Origin of the sequence: Methylobacter sp. BlB1, from assembly GCF_015476545.1 — a bacterium.
Taxonomy (GTDB): domain Bacteria; phylum Pseudomonadota; class Gammaproteobacteria; order Methylococcales; family Methylomonadaceae; genus Methylobacter.
The window spans coordinates 1-17,658 of sequence record NZ_JADMKV010000025.1 but is presented as its reverse complement, the minus strand read 5'-3'; the positions used below and the strand labels follow the sequence as shown (position 1 = coordinate 17,658).

Sequence of the window (17,658 nt, the reverse complement as noted above, 5' to 3'; positions counted from 1 at the left end):
CGGGTCCACAAGACCCAAAACCTCATTGGGTTGCTGATACTGTTATGAGAATACTGATTCTTGGCGCCGGCATGACCGGCGCTTCGGTCGCCGAGGCACTGGCGAGCGAAGAAAACGATATTGTTGTCATCGATTATAAAACCCATCTGCTGGATGCCTTGAAGGAACGCTTCGATATCGCCACGGTCGCCGGCAATGCCGCCCACCCCAGCGTTCTGGAACAAGCTGGCGTATATAATACCGATATGGTCATTGCCGTAACCGACCGCGATGAAACCAACATGCTGGCCTGCACGATCATCAACAAGCTCTACAGCCGCCCGAAGACGATCGCCCGTATCCGCGCCATCGATTATCTGCAAAACCCCAAGCTGTTCGCTCCCGGCGGCATCCCTGTCGATATCGTGATCAGCCCGGAACAGATCGTCATGGAATCGATACGCAATCTGATTGAACTGCCGGGCGTCTTGCAGATTACCGATTTCGCCGACGGACTGGTGCGGCTGTTTTCGTTGAAAGTGGGCCCGGACGGCTTTTTAACCGGCAAAAAAATCAAGGAACTGAAAGATCGCCTGTCAGGCGGCAAAATTCGCATAGCGGCTATTTTCAGGCAAGGACGACCTCTGGTCGCGAATGGTGAGGCCTTTATCGCCACCGGCGACGAGGTGTTCATCGTAGCCCCGCGCAAGGAAGTGCAGCGAGTATTGAAAGACCTGCGAAAACTGGAAGCGCCGTTAAAGCGTGTCATCATTGCCGGCGGCGGACATATCGGCAAGCGTCTGGCGCTGGCCCTGGAAAAAAACCATCAGGTCAAAATCATCGAGCGGAATCCGGAACGCGCCCAAAAAATCGCCAATGACCTTAATCATACCGTGGTACTGCAGGGCGATTGCACCGATGAATCCCTGCTGCTCGATGAGTCCATCGATAAAACCGATCTGTTCTGCGCGGTTACCGACCATGACGGCGAAAACATTATCTCGGCTTCGCTGGCGAAACAGTTGGGCGTTCGCAAGGCAATATGCCTGCTCAATAACCGATCTTACACAAAGTTACTGCCCGGCACCGGCATCGACGTGGCCGTCCAGCCCAACGTTGAAACGTTGGGCAGCATCCTGAAATACGTCAGACGCGGCGATGTGGCGCGCGTCAGTTCCTTATGCGGCGGCACCGCCGAAGCAATCGAGGCCGTCGCGCACAAAGGCAATGGCGAGAACTCGGTAGTAGGGCTGCAAGTAGACGCCATTCAGTGGCCGGAAGGCATCGTATTGGGTGCGTTGATCCGCGACCGGCAGGTTATTTCCATCCACCACGACACGGTCTTCGAGGAAGGCGACCATGTTGTCATGTTTGCACTGGATAAGAAACTGGTCACTTACATTGAGCAGAAATTTCAGCCTCTCAGTAAATAATCCTGTCGACGATGCCCTGTAAAGCCGTTTGGCCTAAGCCCGTGTTTCTTCGCTACATGACTAAATTGTCGTATTTCGAATATATACGTCATTTATCGCAGTTGTGCTTTTAAATCATTTCACAATTCAAGCATTTTCATGAATGTCATTTTTACTATCATCCATATTTTTGGCTTGGTCACGATAGGTTTTAGCGCCTTGATGGCTACCTGCCTGATGACATCTTTGATTAGCCATGACGGCGCCACAATCGCTTTTTTTGAAGGCACGGGGATTACGTTGCTGCTGGGCGCTTTAATGTTTTTTCCAACTTTGCGCACACCTAAAAAAGTATCGCGACAAACGAGTTTTCTTTTGGTGTCTATGACGTGGTCGCTGATTCCGGCGTTTTGCACTCTGCCGCTTATAATCTATATGCCGGAAATCAGCTTTCTCGATGCGTATTTCGAGACCGTATCCGGCGTGACGACCACAGGTGCAACCATACTCAGCGGTGTGGATCACTTACCGATGTCGATCAACCTCTGGCGACATGAATTAAACTGGATCGCCGGCATGGGCATCATTATTTTTGCGGTGGCCATTTTACCGATGCTGGGCATCGGCGGTATGCAATTGTTTAAAGCCGAAACGCCCGGAGCTGTTAAGGAATCCGATTTGCCGCCGCGCATAGCACAAACAGCCAAGGCCTTGTGGATGGTCTACGCAGGCTATACGTTGGCCTGCATTGTCGCCTTGAAGTTGGCAGGCATGAGCTGGTTTGATGCCGTTTGCCATGCCTTTGCCGCCATGAGCCTGGGGGGATTTTCTACACATGACAACAATGTCGGTTTTTTCAACTCACTGTCTATCGAAATGGTTCTGACCGTATTTCAATTACTGGCGGCCATTAATTTCGCGACGCATTTCATCGCCATTCGAAAACGCAGCCTGAAGCCTTATGCCGTGGACATGGAAGCGAGAGGCTTTTTACTCCTGGTACTGGGAAGTTGCGCTGCAACAGCTGCGGTCCTATGGCAGAAGGGCACGTATCCTGATTATTTTACAGCGTTACGCCATGCCACATTTAATCTGGTCACTATCGCCACCGATTGCGGCTTCGCCAGCCAGGACTTCAACCAGTGGCCTATTTTCGTACCGATGTGGATGCTGTTCCTGAGCTGCATTTCCGCCTCTTCCGGTTCCACTGGCGGCGGCATTCGTATGATTAGAACGATCATTCTATTAAAGCAATCCCGCCTGGAACTCTACAAGTTTATTCACCCTTCCTCCATAAAACCTCTCAAAATAGGCGACAATATCGTTAATACGCAGATTATCACCTCGGTAACAGGATTCATTTTTCTGTATTTCATCTGTATCGTTATCCTGGTGTTCTTGCTGCTATTGAGCGGTCTGGATTTTACCACTGCCTTCAGCGCAATTATCGCCTGTTTCAACAACGCCGGCCCCGGCCTTAATCAAGTCGGCCCTGCGACCAATTACTCCAGCTTAACCGATTTCCAGACCAGCGTTTGCATCATTGCCATGCTGCTGGGCCGCGTGCAGATCTTCTCGATGATTATCCTGTTCGTGCCTGAATTCTGGAAAAAATAAGAAGGCGGCTATCGCTATTGTTTTAGGTTGCGTTCGGACAGAGGCCATTGCTGTAGCACTTTATAATAGACGCCGCCGGACCCGCTGCACGATTCCATCAGGCAGAATGATTCCGCGCGCCAGATGATGGGGGAAAAATCCTGTTCAATAGCTCGGGCTTGTCTGGCCAGGGTAATATGCGGCGTGTACGGCCTCGTGTCGGTTTGCACGCCGCCATCGGCCGCCGCCTTATCCAGCGCTTCCGCTAATGCCACCACCTCCGGCCCGAATTGCCGGCAGGTCAGACATAAAATCCTGGGCCTGCGCCAGTAACTCAACTGGTCGAACGTCAACGTAAACGGATCGATGGAAATGCCTGCAACGCTCTGTTTGATCGATGTTTCAGTGACTTCATCGACATTGCCCAAAAATACCAATGTGGCATGCAGATTTTGCCCAGGAACCCATCTTATTCCTTTGGCATTAATGGTTCGCTGTAACTGCACGAGTTTTTGCCTGGTCTCATCGTCCGGCCATAATGCAAAAAATAGCTTTTTCATGAACACCCCTCTCGATGCTGAGAGATTCCTTGTATAAATATTCAACGCATCAGTCAAGCAAAGTTCAAATTAATAAATTTCAGCTCTTAAAATGAAAAAAGCCGCAGCCTGCGTTAACAGGCTGCGGCTTTCTATTTTCTGTAAAAAATGTCTAAGCTTACAGTTTAGCCAATACAGCTGCGACCGTTTCGCCCATCGAAGACGGAGTCGGACAAATCGTCACACCCAGATCTTTCAGTATGGCGACTTTCTCGGCCGCGCTTTCGCCCGCCGATGAAATAATCGCGCCGGCATGCCCCATGCGGCGGCCTTCGGGCGCAGTCAAACCGGCGATGTAAGCCACAACCGGCTTGCTCATGTTTTCTTTGGCAAAGATGCCGGCTTCCACTTCTTGCGGGCCGCCGATCTCGCCGATCATGACCACGACTTTGGTTTCCGGATCTTCTTCGAATTTTTCCAGAATATCGCGGTGCGAACTGCCATTGATAGGATCGCCGCCGATACCGACCGAGGTGGAAACACCGATGCCCAAACGTTTCATTTGGTCGGCAGCTTCATAGCCCAAAGTGCCTGAACGTCCGACGATACCGACATTGCCCTTCATATAGATGTGCCCCGGCATAATACCGAGCATGGCGCGCCCCGGGCTGATCGTGCCGGCGCAGTTAGGGCCGGTCAACACCATTCTTTCTTCTTCGGGGAAACGGCGCAGAAAATTTTTCACTTTCATCATATCCTGGGTAGGAATACCGTCGGTGATCGCTACGCAGTATTTGATGCCCGCGTCGGCCGCTTCCATGATCGAATCGGCCGCGTAAGCGGGAGGAACAAAAATGATGCTGGCTTCGGCGCCGGCTTTTCGCACGGATTCTTTAACCGTATTGAAGACAGGCAGCCCCAGGTGCGTCTGTCCGCCTTTGCCCGGCGTAATGCCGCCGACCACATTGGAACCATAGTTAATCATGTCCTGAGCATGAAAAGTACCGATTTTACCGGTGAAGCCCTGAACAATGATGCGAGTGTTTTCGTCAATTAAAATAGCCATTTATAGTTTCCCCTTAGCCAGCTTTTGCGACAGCTTCATTACGTGCTTGAACGGCTTTTTCAGCAGCTTCTGCCAATGTTTCTGCCGTAATGATAGGCAAACCACTTTCAGCAATAATTCTACGCCCTTCTTCCACGTTCGTGCCGGACAAACGCACGATCAACGGAATTTTCATGTCGATTTTCTTGACCGCTTCGACCACGCCTTCGGCGATCCAGTCGCAGCGGTTGATGCCGGCAAAGATGTTGACCAGCATCGCTTTGACGTTCTCATCGGCCAATACCAGACGGAAAGCTTTTTCAGTACGCTCAGCTGAAGCGCCGCCGCCCACGTCAAGGAAGTTGGCTGGTTCACCGCCGGCCAGTTTGATCATGTCCATCGTCGCCATGGCCAGACCGGCGCCGTTAATCATGCAGCCGATGTCGCCGTCCAGGCCGACATAGCTCAAACCACGGTCTGCCGCAGCCATCTCGCGCGCATCTTCCTGCGTTTTATCGCGCAGCTCGGCGACTTTGGGCTGACGGAAAAGCGCATTGTCGTCAAAGCCCATTTTCGCATCCAGAGCGACCAGCTCACCGCTGCCGGTAATGACCAGTGGATTGATTTCCACCATGTTGGCGTCCAGATCGCGCAGTGCACGGTAGCAGCCTTTAATCGTTTTGACGCCATGGCTCAGCATGGCTGCGTCCATGCCCAGGGCGAACGCCATTTCACGCGCCTGATAATCCTGCAGGCCTACCGCAGGCTCGATATAAATTTTGGTAATGGCTTCAGGATTGGTTTCGGCCAGCTCTTCAATTTCCATACCGCCCTGCGCTGAACCCACCATAACGATGCGCTCGGAGCTGCGGTCAACCAAGAAGCAGAAGTACAGCTCTTTCGCGATATCGGTTCCAGCTTCGATATACAGTCTTGAACAGACTTTTCCCGCAGGTCCTGTTTGATGCGTGACCAATTTTTTGCCCAGCAATTCCTCTGCGGCCGCCTCTACTTCTCTGTCTGTTTTACAGATTTTAATGCCGCCGGCTTTACCACGAGCTCCCGAATGAATCTGTGCCTTTACAGCCCAGACATTGCCGCCGATTTCCCTGGAGCGCTGCACTGCTTCTTCCGGACTGTAAGCCATCCCACCTTCAGCGATTTTAACCCCATAACCGCTTAAAATTTCTTTCGCTTGATACTCATGAATATCCACAGCATCTCTCTCTAAATAATATTGAAAAATTATCAGCAATAGGCCGCCTGCCAAAGCGGCCTTATCTCTTTTTGTTATTTATTAATCCCGGCTTTTGCAGCAATGGCTTCGGCGGCTCTTACCACATTATTCGCCATTCTTTCCGACGCCGCATCGATCAGGCGGCCGTCCAGCGCCGCTGCGCCTTTGCCCTGCGCCGCCGCTTCCTTTAAAGCAGCCAGTATGCGTTGTGCTTTTTCGACTTCTGCCGCAGGCGGCGTGAACACTTCATTGGCCAGTTCGATCTGAGACGGATGGATCGCCCATTTGCCCTCGCAGCCGAGCGCTGCCGCACGTCTCGCGGCCATTTTATAGCCTTCGGGATCTTTAATGTCGCCAAATGGACCGTCAATAGGACGCAAGCCGAATGCGCGGCATGCGACAGTCATGCGGCTGATTGCAGCATGCCATTGGTCGCCGGGATAATCAGGATTCAAGCCGCCGATATTGGTGGTTCTGGCGCGATTGCTGGCTGCATAATCGGCCACACCGAAATGCAAGGCTTCCAGACGGCCGGAAGCGCCATTGCGAGCGATGTCTTCGACATTGGCCATGCCCAGCGCCGTTTCAATCAGCGCCTCAATGCCGATTTTATTTTTCAGGCCCTGTTGCATTTCCAATTGATTGAGCATCGCCTCAACCATATAGACGTCGCCATAAACGCCGACTTTCGGAATCAGGATGGTGTCAATCTTGCTGCCGGCCTGCTCGACCAGATCAACCACATCGCGCACCATATACTGGGTATCAAGGCCGTTGATACGAACTGAAAGAGTAATTCCATGACCTTTCCAATCCAGATCATTGATTGCTTCGATGACATTCTTGCGTGCCTGCAGCTTATCATCGGGAGCAACCGCATCTTCAAGATCAAGAAAGATGAAATCCACGCCGCTCTTCAACGCTTTTTCGAACATTCCGGGGTTAGAACCCGGAACAGCTAGCTCACAGCGTTGAACCCGTTGAACGGACGCTTCATATAATGTGTGACTCATTGATACCTTCCAACTGTATTATTAAACTTAGAACTCTGATTTCAGTGCTTGAACGGCCTTTGCCGGCTTAAGCCGGGCATAAATTAACCTTCCATTTTACTTTCAGAGTCGTCAAAGTCAATTTTTAAAGCGCATGTAACCAATCAGTTCTTGCCGATTTATAGCGGCTATGTCATTATTGGATGTTTTTTTGAGCTTTATTTAAAGCTCATCTCTATATTAATTTGATATTTAACTAATTATTTTTAAAGAGGCGATACAATGGCTGGTCGTAACCACCTATATATTCCTGGCCCTACCAATGTGCCAAGTGAAGTTCTGAACGCTATGCATGTCAACATGGAAGATCATCGCTCACCTATCTTCCCTAAATTGCTGACGCCTCTTTTGCAGGACCTGAAAAAAGTATTTAAAACAGAAACCGGGCAGGCGTTTATTTTTCCCGCAACCGGCACTGCGGGCTGGGAAATTGCCTTGACCAACACATTAAACCCAGGCGATAAAGTATTGATCTACCGCTTCGGCCAATTCAGCCACCTGTGGGCTGAAATGGCAAAAAGACTGGGCTTTGATGTTGAAATTCATCAAGAAGTTTGGGGCAAAGGCATTCCTTTGGACAGATTGGAAGCCCGCTTAAAAGAAGATACCAAGCACGAAATCAAAGCTGTTTTGGCAACCCACAACGAAACAGCAACCGGCGTTACCAGTGATATCGGCGGCGTCCGCAAAGCCATGAATGCAGCCAATCATCCTGCCCTGCTGTTCGTTGACGGCGTAAGCTCAATCGCCAGCCTGGATTTCCGCATGGATGAATGGGGTGTTGACGGTGCTATCAGCGGTTCACAAAAAGGCTTTATGCTACCAGCCGGCGGTGCGTTTTTAGCTTTCAGCCAGAAAGCCCTGCAAGCCACTGAAGCTTCCACCTATCCACGTTGCTTCCTGGACTTAAGAGACCAGATGAATGCCAACAAAGACGGTTATACACCGTACACGCCTGCACTGCCCATCCTCTACGGTCTGCGTAAATCACTGGACCTGTTGCTGGAAGAAGGCATGGAAAACGTTTATGCGCGCCACCATCGCTTGGCCGAAGGCACCCGTAAAGCAATTGCCGCATGGGGCTTGAAGCTATGCGCACAACCCGGCTTTGAATCTGACACGGTCTCTGCAGTTGTCGTGCCTGAAGACAAAGACGCCCGCGCTGTCATCAGCACTGCATTCAGCAAGTACAATATCTCGTTGGGCGCTGGCCTGTCAGAAGTGGCCGGTAAAGTCTTCCGCATCGGCCATCTCGGCGACATGAATGACGTATCCATGCTCGGCGCGATCGCCGGCGTTGAAATGGCGATGCTGGATAACGGCTTCGATATCAAGCCGGGTTCAGGTGTTGGTGCTGCGATTGAATATTATCGGTCGACAGCAAAATAACGCGACTGCGTAATCAGCCAGAACCCCGAACAAAGGCATCCCGTTTTGTTAACGGCGATGCCTTTGTGCTTTATAGCGTTACCTTTTTCAAAATCCCAAACAATCAATACCCGTTGTTACCTGGAGGATATTAATGAGCAAACCTAAAGTCTTCGTCACGCGCAAGTGGCCCGAGTCCGTTGAAGCCAAGCTTAAAGAACTTTATGACGTTACTTTAAATGAATACGACCGTCCGCTGTCTGCCGCTCATTTCAAAGACGCATTGCAAAACTACGATGCCGTCTGCCCGACCGTTTGCGACTCATTCCCGGCGGATGTCATTAATGTCCCGAACAAACGCTGCAAAATTCTGGGCAATTTCGGCGTCGGCTTCAACCATATCGACATCAATGCCGCTAAAGAACAAGGCCTGGTCGTCACCAATACGCCCGGCGTATTGACCGAAAGCACGGCCGACATCGCCATGACCTTATTATTGATGTCGGCCCGGCGCGGCGCCGAAGGCGACCGGTTGGTCCGCTCCAGACAATGGACCGGCTGGTGCCCGACGCATATGATGAGCTCGGATGTCACGGGCGCCACATTGGGCTTGATCGGTTTCGGCCGCATCGCGCAAGCCATGGCGCGAAAAGCTCATCACGGTTTCGGCATGAAAATCTATTATTTCAGCCCGCGCGCCGCAGATCAGCAAGTTGTTGACAACCTGGACGCGACCCGTTGCGATACCATTGAAGAACTTATGCAGGTCTCCGACTATGTTTCATTGCACTGTCCGGGCGGCGCCGAAACACGTCATTTAATCAATGAAGAGCGGCTTAACCAGATGAAGCCGACAGCTCATTTGATCAATACGGCCCGCGGTGATGTCGTCGACAGTAAGGCATTAATCAGAGCCCTGAAGGAAAAAAGAATCGCCGGCGCCGGTTTGGATGTTTACGAAGGCGAGCCCAACGTTGATGAAGGATTTCTGACGCTGGACAACGTATCGTTACTGCCTCACTTAGGCAGTGCCACCATTGCTACGCGCACAGCCATGGGCGAAAAAGTACTGGCAAATCTGGCGGCCTTTTTTGCAGGCCAGGAACCGCCCGACCGGGTCGTTTAATTAAAAAAGGGCGGTCTAACCCGCCCTTTTTTATTTCCACAGAAAAAACTTCTAAAGCAAATGCCTGACCGAATCCCTTTCCTGTTGTAATTCAGTCTCCGTAGCCTTCATTCTTTGCATACTGAATTCGTTGATATCGAGCCCTTTGACGATATTGACCTGGCCGTTAGCGACCGTGACAGGATACGAATAAACCAAGCCCGGCTCGATACCGTAGCTGCCATCCGACAATAACGACATACTGACCCAATCGCCTTCCTTGGTACCTAGGATCCAGTTACCCATCTGATTAATCGCGGCATTAGCCGCCGATGCAGCACTGGACTGTCCACCTCTGGCTTTAATGATTGCCGCGCCACGCTGCTGAACGGTAGGGATAAACTCATTGACAAACCAGTCATGCTCAACCAGTGATAAGGCATCTCGACCTTTGACCTTGGCATGATGCAGATCAGGATACTGCGTAGTGGAATGGTTGCCCCAGATAGCCATGTTTTTTACATCGGATGGCAGCACGCCACACTTTTCGGCCAATTGACTTATCGCCCGGTTGTGATCCAGCCGGCTCATGGCGGAAAAATTCTCCGGCCTTAAATCCGGCGCGTTGCTGATAGCGATCAAGGCATTGGTATTGGCCGGATTGCCTGTTACCAGTATCTTTATGTCTCGCTTCGCGACTTCATTTAAAGCCTTGCCTTGGACTGCGAAAATCTCTGCATTAACTTCCAGCAAATCTTTTCGTTCCATGCCGGGCCCGCGCGGGCGTGCACCAATTAAAAAAGCATAATCGGCATTTCTGAACGCCACTTTAGGATCGGCAGTAACTTCAATGCGATGCAGCAGAGGATAAGCGCAATCCTTCAATTCCATGACTACGCCCTGTAAAGCATTCATAGCCGGCGGGATTTCCAGCAAATGCAGAACAATAGGCTGCTCGGGGCCAAGCAATGAGCCTGCCGCCAAGCGAAATAGCAATGAATAACTGATTTGTCCTGCCGCACCTGTAACCGCAATATGAACGGGTGTTTTCATCTGTTTTCCTAGTTCCTGTAATGTTTTTCAGAACTTATGGTTAAGTTCCAAACGATCGGAAATCATATACATCCAACTCTCTTATTATTCCCGACACCACATATCTATTTAATACCCATACTATCCATACTACATGACTACAGCACAATTTTTTAAATAATAACGAAAAGCCCACGCTCCACGCAACCTAATAAGCCCTTAACCTGCAAAACAAGCCGAATTACGAGCGGCGCCCATCAATGCTGCATAAAGTAATGCTTAAATGGAGCACTGAAAGGTTTATCGAGTATAATGCCGCGATTTAAGAATCGTATTTTCGGGTAATTTTTCAACCACTTTCAGGTAAGTTAATGAAAAAACTGCTATTCCAATTCGATACAGACGCTCACCCCTCCGTTTTCGATACTGTTGTAGGCTATGATGGCGGTGCGGATCATGTAGTCGGGTACGGAGGACTGACACCGGACAACATCACTTCCCTGGTAGAAGGCACTATTTTCACGCGTGCACCTAAAGAAAAGAAAAACACGGCCATTTTCGTCGGCGGCAGCGATATGGTTGCTGGCCAGGAACTCTTTACGGCCATACAAAAACATTTCTTCCCCGGCTTCCAGGTTTCCATCATGCTGGACAGCAACGGCAGCAACACGACCGCGGCCGCAGGCGTAGCCAAACTGGCTACCAGCGGCACGATAGCCGGTAAAAAAGCCGTCGTATTGGCCGGCACAGGCCCGGTAGGCCAGCGCGCAGCCGTCATGCTGGCGCAGGAAGGCGCCGAAGTCTCGTTGACTTCCCGCTCGATGGAGCGCGCCGTCCAGGCCTGCAGCGCCATGAAAGCGCGCTTCGGCGTTGACTTGATACCTGTGGAAGCGACTGATAACGAGGCCAGAGCCAAAACCATAGAGTACGCGAATATCGTTTTTGCGACCGGCAAGGCGGGGGTCGAACTGCTCACGGTCGAGCAATGGCAACACAACCCCCATATCGAAATGATGGCTGACGCCAACGCGACGCCACCGGTCGGTATCGGCGGCACCGACATGATGGATAAAGGCATCGAACGCCACGGCAAAATCATCTGGGGCGCCATCGGCTTTGGCACCTTGAAGCTGGCGTTACACCGCGCCTGCATTGCCAAACTGTTTGAAGACAACAGACAGGTTTTTGATGCCGAAAACATCTTTGCTCTCGCTATGGAAATGGCTTGACCGTCCTGCAGAGCCCGATATGAGCAATTATGCCAATCAAGCCTCAATCGAAACCATCAGAAAAAATGCACTCAGCATTTTTCAAGCCGGCATTGAGGCTGCCGACCCTTATAAAGCCGTCAAGCGATGCCTTGCTGCTGGCAATCATCATATCGAAATTCGGTTAAATTTAAATGACGGCAATCAGAAACGCATGGGCAGATGGTCAAAAGTCCACCTGATCGCCTTCGGAAAAGCGGCCTGCGCCATGGCCAGAGCTGCGCAGGAAATTATTCCAGCGCATTTGTTGGCAGGCAGGAGCATTGCCGTAACCAATTATGAAAATGAAACGGCCATCGATAATTTTGAGATCATCGGCGCGGCGCATCCGTTGCCCGATGCGGCAGGGCTCAAAGGCGCGCAATTGATTGCCGAGCAGGTGCGCAGCGCACAAAAGGACGAGCTCGTGCTGGTGCTGGTCAGCGGCGGCGGTTCGGCGCTGATCCCCTATCCGGTGCCATCGATTACGCTGGCAGAGAAGATCGCCACGACGGATCTGCTGCTGGCCTCTGGCGCCAACATCAACCAGATCAACTGCGTACGCAAGCATCTGTCCCGGATCAAGGGCGGCGGCTTGGCCAGAATGGCGGTGCCGGCCGATCTGCATGCGCTGATTTTATCCGATGTCCTGGGAGACGATTTAAGCGCCATCGCCAGCGGACCTACCGTACCTGACCCTACGACATTCGCTGACGCCATCGATGTTTTCAAAGCCAAAGGCGTATGGGACCAAGTGCCTGCCAATGTTCGGCGCCATCTGGAACAGGGATTGCAAGGCAACCTGCCCGAAACGCCAAAGCCGGGCGACAAAGCCTTCAAGAATACCGCTTATACGCTGATCGGCAGCAATGCCATCAGCGTCAGCGCAATTATGAAAGCGTCCGAAGCCCTTGGTTACGAAGCCAAGCTGTATAGCGATCATCTCTGCGGCGAAGCCAGAGACGAAGCTGAAAAGTTAGTCATTCATGTCAAGCAGCTCATCGCTAACGGCATCGCAAGACCGGTTGCCCTATTGGCAGGCGGCGAAACGACAGTCACGCTGAAAGGCAACGGACGCGGCGGCCGTAATCAGGAAATGGCGCTTGCCTTCGCCTGCGCTGCCGAGAAACATGGCTTAACAGGCAACTGGACCTTTCTGAGCGGCGGCACTGACGGCCGCGACGGCCCGACCGATGCAGCCGGCGCCCTGGTTGACCCAGACACGATCCAGCGCATGCGGCACGCCGGCATTGACCCGCTAGCGCTGCTGGATAACAACGACGCCTATAACGCCTTAAAGACCGCCGGAGACTTACTTGACACGGGCGCAACCGGGACCAATGTTGCCGACCTGCAGGTATTACTGATCCATCCACAATCTTGAATACAAAAACTCTATATCGGGAGACATAAATGTTTAAAAAATCCATGACAATCGCCGGTTTTGATGACGAGTTGTTCCGGGCGATGGAAGAAGAGCGTCGCCGCCAGGAAGATCACATCGAGCTGATTGCCTCCGAAAACTATACCAGCCCGCGCGTGATGGAAGCCCAAGGCTCTCAATTGACCAACAAATATGCAGAAGGCTATCCCGGCAAGCGTTATTATGGCGGTTGCGAATTTGTCGACAAGGCCGAGCAGTTGGCAATTGACCGCGCCAAAGAACTGTTCGGCGCCGATTACGCCAACGTACAGCCCCACTCCGGCTCGCAAGCCAACATGGCCGTATTCATGGCGCTGGTTCAGCCCGGCGATACCATTTTAGGCCTGGCGTTGTCCGATGGCGGCCATTTGACGCACGGCGCCAAACCCAACTTTTCCGGCAAGATCTACAATTCCGTACAGTACCACCTGGACCCGAAAACCGGCCTGGTTGATTACGATGAAGTCAGACGTCTGGCGCAGGAACACCGCCCGAAAATGATCGTGGCCGGTTTCTCCGCCTATTCGCGCGTCATGGACTGGGCGCTTTTCAGGGAAATCGCCGATGAAGTCGGCGCTTATCTGTTTGTCGATATCGCGCATGTGGCGGGCCTCATCGCCGCCGGCCTGTACCCCAACCCGATGCCTTACGCCGACGTTGTCACCAGCACCACGCATAAAAGCCTGCGCGGCCCTCGCGGCGGCCTCATCATGTGCAAGAGCAACCCGGAACTGGAGAAAAAGCTCGATTCCAACATCTTCCCGGGCATTCAGGGCGGCCCTTTGATGCACGTCATTGCGGCCAAAGCCGTGGCTTTCAAGGAAGCCATGCAGCCCGAGTTCCGCATTTACCAGCAGCAAGTCATCAAGAACGCCAAGGCCATGGCCGAAGTCTTCATGAATCGCGGCTTTGATGTTGTTTCGGGCGGCACCGACAATCACCTGATGCTGGTTTCGCTGATTCCCAAAGGCATCACCGGCAAAGCCGCCGACGCCGCCTTGGGCAGAGCGCATATTACCGTCAATAAAAATGCCGTGCCCAACGACCCTCAATCGCCATTTGTCACCAGCGGCATCCGCGTCGGCACGCCTGCGCCGACATCGCGCGGCTTTAAAGAGCCGCAAATGATCGAAATCGCCAACCTGATGTGCGATGTCATGGAAAATATGGAGGACGAAAACGTCATCGCCGCAGTCCGCGAAAAAGTCAGCATACTGTGCGCTCGCTTCCCTGTGTACGGTGAATAAGCTGTAAAACAGATCAAGCCCAGGGCCTGCTTCATATCCGATGAAGCAGGCTTTTGACGTTTATTGAATTGAAAAATCACATCAGATCGGGAGGTACCATGTCTGATATCGAAATCGCGCAGAAAGCGAACATGAAGCCCATCATCGGGCTGGTCAAAGAGCAGTACGGCATTGACGCCGAGCATCTGGACCCTATCGGCCATTACAAAGCGAAAATGTCGCTGGAATACGTCAACAGCCTCAGCGACAAGCAAGACGGCAAGCTGATTCTGGTGACCGCGATCAGCCCGACGCCGGCCGGCGAAGGCAAAACCACCACCACGGTGGGCCTCGGCGATGCCCTGAACCGCATCGGCAAAAAAGCCATGATGTGCCTGCGCGAACCTTCCCTGGGCCCGTGCTTCGGCGTCAAAGGCGGCGCTGCCGGCGGCGGTTATTCGCAAGTCGTGCCGATGGAAGACATCAACCTGCATTTTACCGGCGATTTCCATGCGATCGGCGTGGCGCACAACCTGCTGTCAGCCCTGATCGACAACCACATCAACCACGGCAACGAACTGGACATCGATCCCCGGCGCATCCAGTGGAAACGCGTCGTCGACATGAACGACCGCGCCCTGCGCAATATCGTCGTCGGCATGGGCGGCCCTGCCAATGGCTATCTGCGCGAAGACGGTTTCGATATTGTCGTCGCCTCCGAAGTCATGGCGATTCTGTGCCTGGCAACCAGCCGCGCCGATCTGAAAGAACGTCTCGGCCGTATCGTGATCGGCTATAAATCCGACAAAGTGACGCCGGTTTATGCCCGCGACCTGAAAGCGCACGGCGCCATGGCCGCCCTGTTAAAGGATGCGATCAAGCCGAACCTCGTGCAGACGCTGGAAAACAACATCGCGATCATCCACGGCGGCCCGTTCGCCAACATCGCGCACGGCTGCAACACGGTCACGGCCACCAAAACGGCCCTGAAACTGGCCGACTATGTGGTCACCGAAGCCGGCTTCGGCGCCGACCTGGGTGCCGAGAAATTCATCGACATCAAATGCCGAATGTCCGGCCTGACGCCATCGGCCGTCGTGCTGGTCGCTACCGTCAGAGCGCTGAAATTCCATGGCGGCGTAGCCAGGGAAGAACTGAATGTCGAAAATCTGGCGGCCCTGGAAAAAGGCTTTGAAAACCTGGAGCGCCACCTGAGCAATATCAACAACCATTATGGCCTGCCCTGCGTAGTCTGCATCAACCATTTCACATTCGATACCGATGCCGAAATCGCGTTGCTGAAAGCGAAGTGCGAAGCCCTCGGCGCCAAATGTGTTGTTTCCAAACATTGGGCTCAAGGCGGCGCCGGCGCCGAAGAACTGGCCCGGGAAGTCGTCAATATTGTGGACAACCGCAAACCGGGCTTCAGCTATGTTTATGACGAGAACCTGAGCCTGTGGGAAAAAATCGAAGCCATCGCCACCAAGCTATACGGCGCGGCGGGCGTTACGGCCAATGCCAAGGTCAAGGGGCAATTGGCGGCCTGGGAAGCCGACTATGGCAAATTCCCGGTCTGCATGGCGAAGACGCAAATGTCATTCTCCACCAATCCGAACGCCAAAGGCGCACCTAGCGGCCATACGGTCGAAATCAGGGATGTCAGGCTGGCCAATGGCGCCGGCTTCATCGTCGCCATTGCCGGCGACATGATGACCATGCCGGGCCTGCCTAAAGTGCCGGCGGCGGAGCGGATCGATATTGACGATGACGGCAAAATTACCGGCTTGTTCTAGGTTTTACCGTATACACTAGCCCGCCATTAAAAAGCCCCTGCCGGCCTGTACCGGCAGGGGCTTTTTATGTCTAACAAGCGACTTAACCGGCGTAATACCCTTTAAGCCCCTGCATAACCGCCTCTTTATCGATCTCCGCGCCCATATTGATCATGGCATCGGCGAAGCGGCTGACGATCTCGCTAATCGCTTCAACCGTCAATTGATTCAGGATGCCGATCCGTATTTGCACAGGCTCCGACAAGGTCGTCCAGATCGCAAAGCCTTCGGCGCGGCAATTGGCGACCAGCTCTTTTTCCTTGCCTGCCAGATTGCCGGGCAAATTCAGCACGACCAGGCTGGTCATGTTGGAAGTGACTTCGCAACCCATGGCCTGAACGGCTTGCCTCAATGCCGACTCATGATAAGCGTAATCGGCCGCTTTTTGCTTGACCGTATGCGTCAGCAGAATGCGCAAGGCTTCATGAAACGCCGCCACGGCATAGGACGAATGCGTACGGTGGTAAACCGGCGCCGCATCCTGACCATTCACAATCCCCCAATGGCGCGCTTCCAGAATAGGATGATGCACATAAGTGTAACAGCCGCGCCGGGCTAAAAGATTGATCGCTTCATCGCGGAAACTGACCGGGGCATAAGTCAACGGCAGGCTCAATATGCCTTTTTGCGGGCAAGAGGCCCAGGCCACGATGGCCGGATAGTCATCAATGCTGAAGTCGGCGACGCCCAGACTGGACACAGCATCGACAATACCCATGACGCCATGTCTGGCGCAGGCGTCATTAAACCCTTGCAAGTCGTTGACACGGCCGCTGCCGGTTTCCCAATGCGCCATGAAGGCCCACATCGGTTTGTGCTTGGCCAGTTCCGCATCGACGATTTCACCGGTCACGGATTGTCCATGCGGCACATCGACGATCCTCACATTGGCGGGCTTCGGATTTAAAGGATCGGACGCCAAATCCTGGAGGCTGGACGCTTTCATGCGAATCGCCTGCCCGTCAATGCCGCTAAAAGTGCCGTTAACGAACGCGACAACTTTATCGCCCGGAAGGATCAGGCTGAATGCGCAATCCAGGCCGCTGAAACCGGTACCGGCAACACCAAAGGTATGGATGTTTTTTGTACCCCATACTGCGCGGAGCATCTGCTTCGCTTCAATCATCCCTCTCACGACATCGGCTTGCATATGGTCGGCAACGCCGGTTTTGCACAAGCGTTCGAGCACTCTAGGGTCTGTGTTGCCGGGACCAGGGCCGGCGGCTAATGTATTGGGAATTTCCAAAGCTGGAAAGATAGTCATTTAAAACTCCTGATTACTGTATAACGAGAGAATAGAAGCAGAACCGATCCACCGTGTCTGCCATGATGCACGGCCTGAGCCGTGCATCATGGCAAAAAACAGTTAACTGAGCCTTATATCAGACCCGCAAATTGTGGCTGAGTTTTAGATAAACTCATAAATTGACTGTCTAGAAGCGAAAATGGCTCAACTACAGGCATTTTCGCCGGCTATTTCACCAGGCTCAGCAGGATACCGGCGGCCACGGCCGAGCCGATCACGCCGGCCACGTTCGGGCCCATGGCATGCATGAGCAGGAAGT

The 17,658-nt window shown here is 52.8% G+C and carries 15 protein-coding genes; 8 read left to right on the top strand and 7 right to left on the bottom strand.

The window, feature by feature from the left end:
• The first annotated feature begins 44 nt into the window (after positions 1 to 44).
• A complete protein-coding gene (gene trkA, locus IT781_RS11345) occupies positions 45 to 1,412 on the top strand; it encodes a Trk system potassium transporter TrkA (protein ID WP_194970274.1) in 1,368 nt (455 codons plus the stop codon).
• Positions 1,413 to 1,550: 138 nt separating this feature from the next.
• On the top strand, positions 1,551 to 3,008 hold the full coding sequence (locus IT781_RS11340) for a potassium transporter TrkG (protein WP_194970273.1): 1,458 nt from the start codon (positions 1,551 to 1,553) through the stop codon (positions 3,006 to 3,008).
• Between the two features lie 14 nt (positions 3,009 to 3,022).
• Here the strand turns inward: IT781_RS11340 and thpR are convergent, their stop codons facing one another.
• The 4 genes from thpR to IT781_RS11320 form a co-directional block, all read right to left on the bottom strand.
• Positions 3,023 to 3,547, bottom strand: a complete 525-nt coding sequence (gene thpR / locus IT781_RS11335) for an RNA 2',3'-cyclic phosphodiesterase (protein ID WP_194970272.1) — start codon at positions 3,545 to 3,547, stop codon at positions 3,023 to 3,025.
• A 157-nt stretch (positions 3,548 to 3,704) separates the two neighbouring features.
• Complete coding sequence (sucD, locus tag IT781_RS11330) at positions 3,705 to 4,592, bottom strand: succinate--CoA ligase subunit alpha (RefSeq protein ID WP_194970271.1); 888 nt, start codon at positions 4,590 to 4,592, stop codon at positions 3,705 to 3,707.
• A 13-nt stretch (positions 4,593 to 4,605) separates the two neighbouring features.
• Entirely contained in the window at positions 4,606 to 5,787 is a 1,182-nt protein-coding gene (locus IT781_RS11325) for a malate--CoA ligase subunit beta (protein ID WP_194970270.1), read from the bottom strand.
• A 74-nt stretch (positions 5,788 to 5,861) separates the two neighbouring features.
• Positions 5,862 to 6,821 (bottom strand): CoA ester lyase, encoded by a 960-nt coding sequence (locus tag IT781_RS11320; protein WP_194970269.1) that lies wholly within the window; start codon positions 6,819 to 6,821, stop codon positions 5,862 to 5,864.
• 261 nt (positions 6,822 to 7,082) lie between these two features.
• Here IT781_RS11320 and IT781_RS11315 point away from each other — a divergent pair, with 261 nt between their 5' ends.
• Together IT781_RS11315 and IT781_RS11310 are read left to right on the top strand one after the other, a co-directional pair.
• A complete protein-coding gene (locus IT781_RS11315) occupies positions 7,083 to 8,249 on the top strand; it encodes an aminotransferase class V-fold PLP-dependent enzyme (protein ID WP_194970268.1) in 1,167 nt (388 codons plus the stop codon).
• A gap of 133 nt (positions 8,250 to 8,382) precedes the next feature.
• Positions 8,383 to 9,354, top strand: coding sequence for a D-glycerate dehydrogenase (locus tag IT781_RS11310; RefSeq protein ID WP_194970267.1), 972 nt, complete (start codon positions 8,383 to 8,385; stop codon positions 9,352 to 9,354).
• 51 nt (positions 9,355 to 9,405) lie between these two features.
• Here the strand turns inward: IT781_RS11310 and IT781_RS11305 are convergent, their stop codons facing one another.
• Positions 9,406 to 10,386: a malate dehydrogenase gene (locus tag IT781_RS11305; protein WP_194970266.1), complete on the bottom strand. Its 981-nt coding sequence runs from the start codon at positions 10,384 to 10,386 to the stop codon at positions 9,406 to 9,408.
• Positions 10,387 to 10,736: 350 nt separating this feature from the next.
• Between IT781_RS11305 and IT781_RS11300 the strand changes: the two genes are divergently transcribed.
• The 4 genes from IT781_RS11300 to IT781_RS11285 all read left to right on the top strand — a co-directional run bounded on the left by IT781_RS11300 (position 10,737) and on the right by IT781_RS11285 (position 16,054).
• Positions 10,737 to 11,594 carry an NADP-dependent methylenetetrahydromethanopterin/methylenetetrahydrofolate dehydrogenase gene (locus IT781_RS11300; RefSeq protein WP_194970265.1) on the top strand — a complete coding sequence of 286 codons (858 nt, stop codon included), beginning with the start codon at positions 10,737 to 10,739 and terminating at the stop codon, positions 11,592 to 11,594.
• Between the two features lie 19 nt (positions 11,595 to 11,613).
• On the top strand, positions 11,614 to 12,996 hold the full coding sequence (locus IT781_RS11295; RefSeq protein ID WP_194970264.1) for a glycerate kinase: 1,383 nt from the start codon (positions 11,614 to 11,616) through the stop codon (positions 12,994 to 12,996).
• Positions 12,997 to 13,025: 29 nt separating this feature from the next.
• The gene (gene glyA, locus IT781_RS11290; RefSeq protein ID WP_194970263.1) at positions 13,026 to 14,282 is read left to right on the top strand and encodes a serine hydroxymethyltransferase; all 1,257 of its coding nucleotides are present in this window, start codon (positions 13,026 to 13,028) and stop codon (positions 14,280 to 14,282) included.
• Between the two features lie 98 nt (positions 14,283 to 14,380).
• Positions 14,381 to 16,054 carry a formate--tetrahydrofolate ligase gene (locus tag IT781_RS11285; protein WP_194970262.1) on the top strand — a complete coding sequence of 558 codons (1,674 nt, stop codon included), beginning with the start codon at positions 14,381 to 14,383 and terminating at the stop codon, positions 16,052 to 16,054.
• 82 nt (positions 16,055 to 16,136) lie between these two features.
• Here the strand turns inward: IT781_RS11285 and IT781_RS11280 are convergent, their stop codons facing one another.
• Both IT781_RS11280 and IT781_RS11275 read right to left on the bottom strand, forming a co-directional pair.
• Positions 16,137 to 17,357 carry an alanine--glyoxylate aminotransferase family protein gene (locus IT781_RS11280; RefSeq protein WP_194970261.1) on the bottom strand — a complete coding sequence of 407 codons (1,221 nt, stop codon included), beginning with the start codon at positions 17,355 to 17,357 and terminating at the stop codon, positions 16,137 to 16,139.
• 209 nt (positions 17,358 to 17,566) lie between these two features.
• Positions 17,567 to 17,658: sodium ion-translocating decarboxylase subunit beta (locus IT781_RS11275; protein ID WP_194969512.1), on the bottom strand; the 92-nt coding region annotated here is incomplete at its 5' end.

Bases quoted from the DNA above. Each gene is read 5' to 3' on its own strand.
- glyA (WP_194970263.1), top strand. From the start codon at position 13,026: ATGTTTAAAAAATCCATGACAATCGCCGGTTTTGATGACGAGTTGTTC.
- IT781_RS11315 (WP_194970268.1), top strand. From the start codon at position 7,083: ATGGCTGGTCGTAACCACCTATATATTCCTGGCCCTACCAATGTGCCA.
- thpR (WP_194970272.1), bottom strand. From the start codon at position 3,547: ATGAAAAAGCTATTTTTTGCATTATGGCCGGACGATGAGACCAGGCAA.
- IT781_RS11295 (WP_194970264.1), top strand. From the start codon at position 11,614: ATGAGCAATTATGCCAATCAAGCCTCAATCGAAACCATCAGAAAAAAT.
- IT781_RS11310 (WP_194970267.1), top strand. From the start codon at position 8,383: ATGAGCAAACCTAAAGTCTTCGTCACGCGCAAGTGGCCCGAGTCCGTT.
- IT781_RS11305 (WP_194970266.1), bottom strand. From the start codon at position 10,386: ATGAAAACACCCGTTCATATTGCGGTTACAGGTGCGGCAGGACAAATC.
- trkA (WP_194970274.1), top strand. From the start codon at position 45: ATGAGAATACTGATTCTTGGCGCCGGCATGACCGGCGCTTCGGTCGCC.
- sucD (WP_194970271.1), bottom strand. From the start codon at position 4,592: ATGGCTATTTTAATTGACGAAAACACTCGCATCATTGTTCAGGGCTTC.
- IT781_RS11300 (WP_194970265.1), top strand. From the start codon at position 10,737: ATGAAAAAACTGCTATTCCAATTCGATACAGACGCTCACCCCTCCGTT.
- IT781_RS11285 (WP_194970262.1), top strand. From the start codon at position 14,381: ATGTCTGATATCGAAATCGCGCAGAAAGCGAACATGAAGCCCATCATC.
- IT781_RS11320 (WP_194970269.1), bottom strand. From the start codon at position 6,821: ATGAGTCACACATTATATGAAGCGTCCGTTCAACGGGTTCAACGCTGT.
- IT781_RS11280 (WP_194970261.1), bottom strand. From the start codon at position 17,357: ATGACTATCTTTCCAGCTTTGGAAATTCCCAATACATTAGCCGCCGGC.
- IT781_RS11340 (WP_194970273.1), top strand. From the start codon at position 1,551: ATGAATGTCATTTTTACTATCATCCATATTTTTGGCTTGGTCACGATA.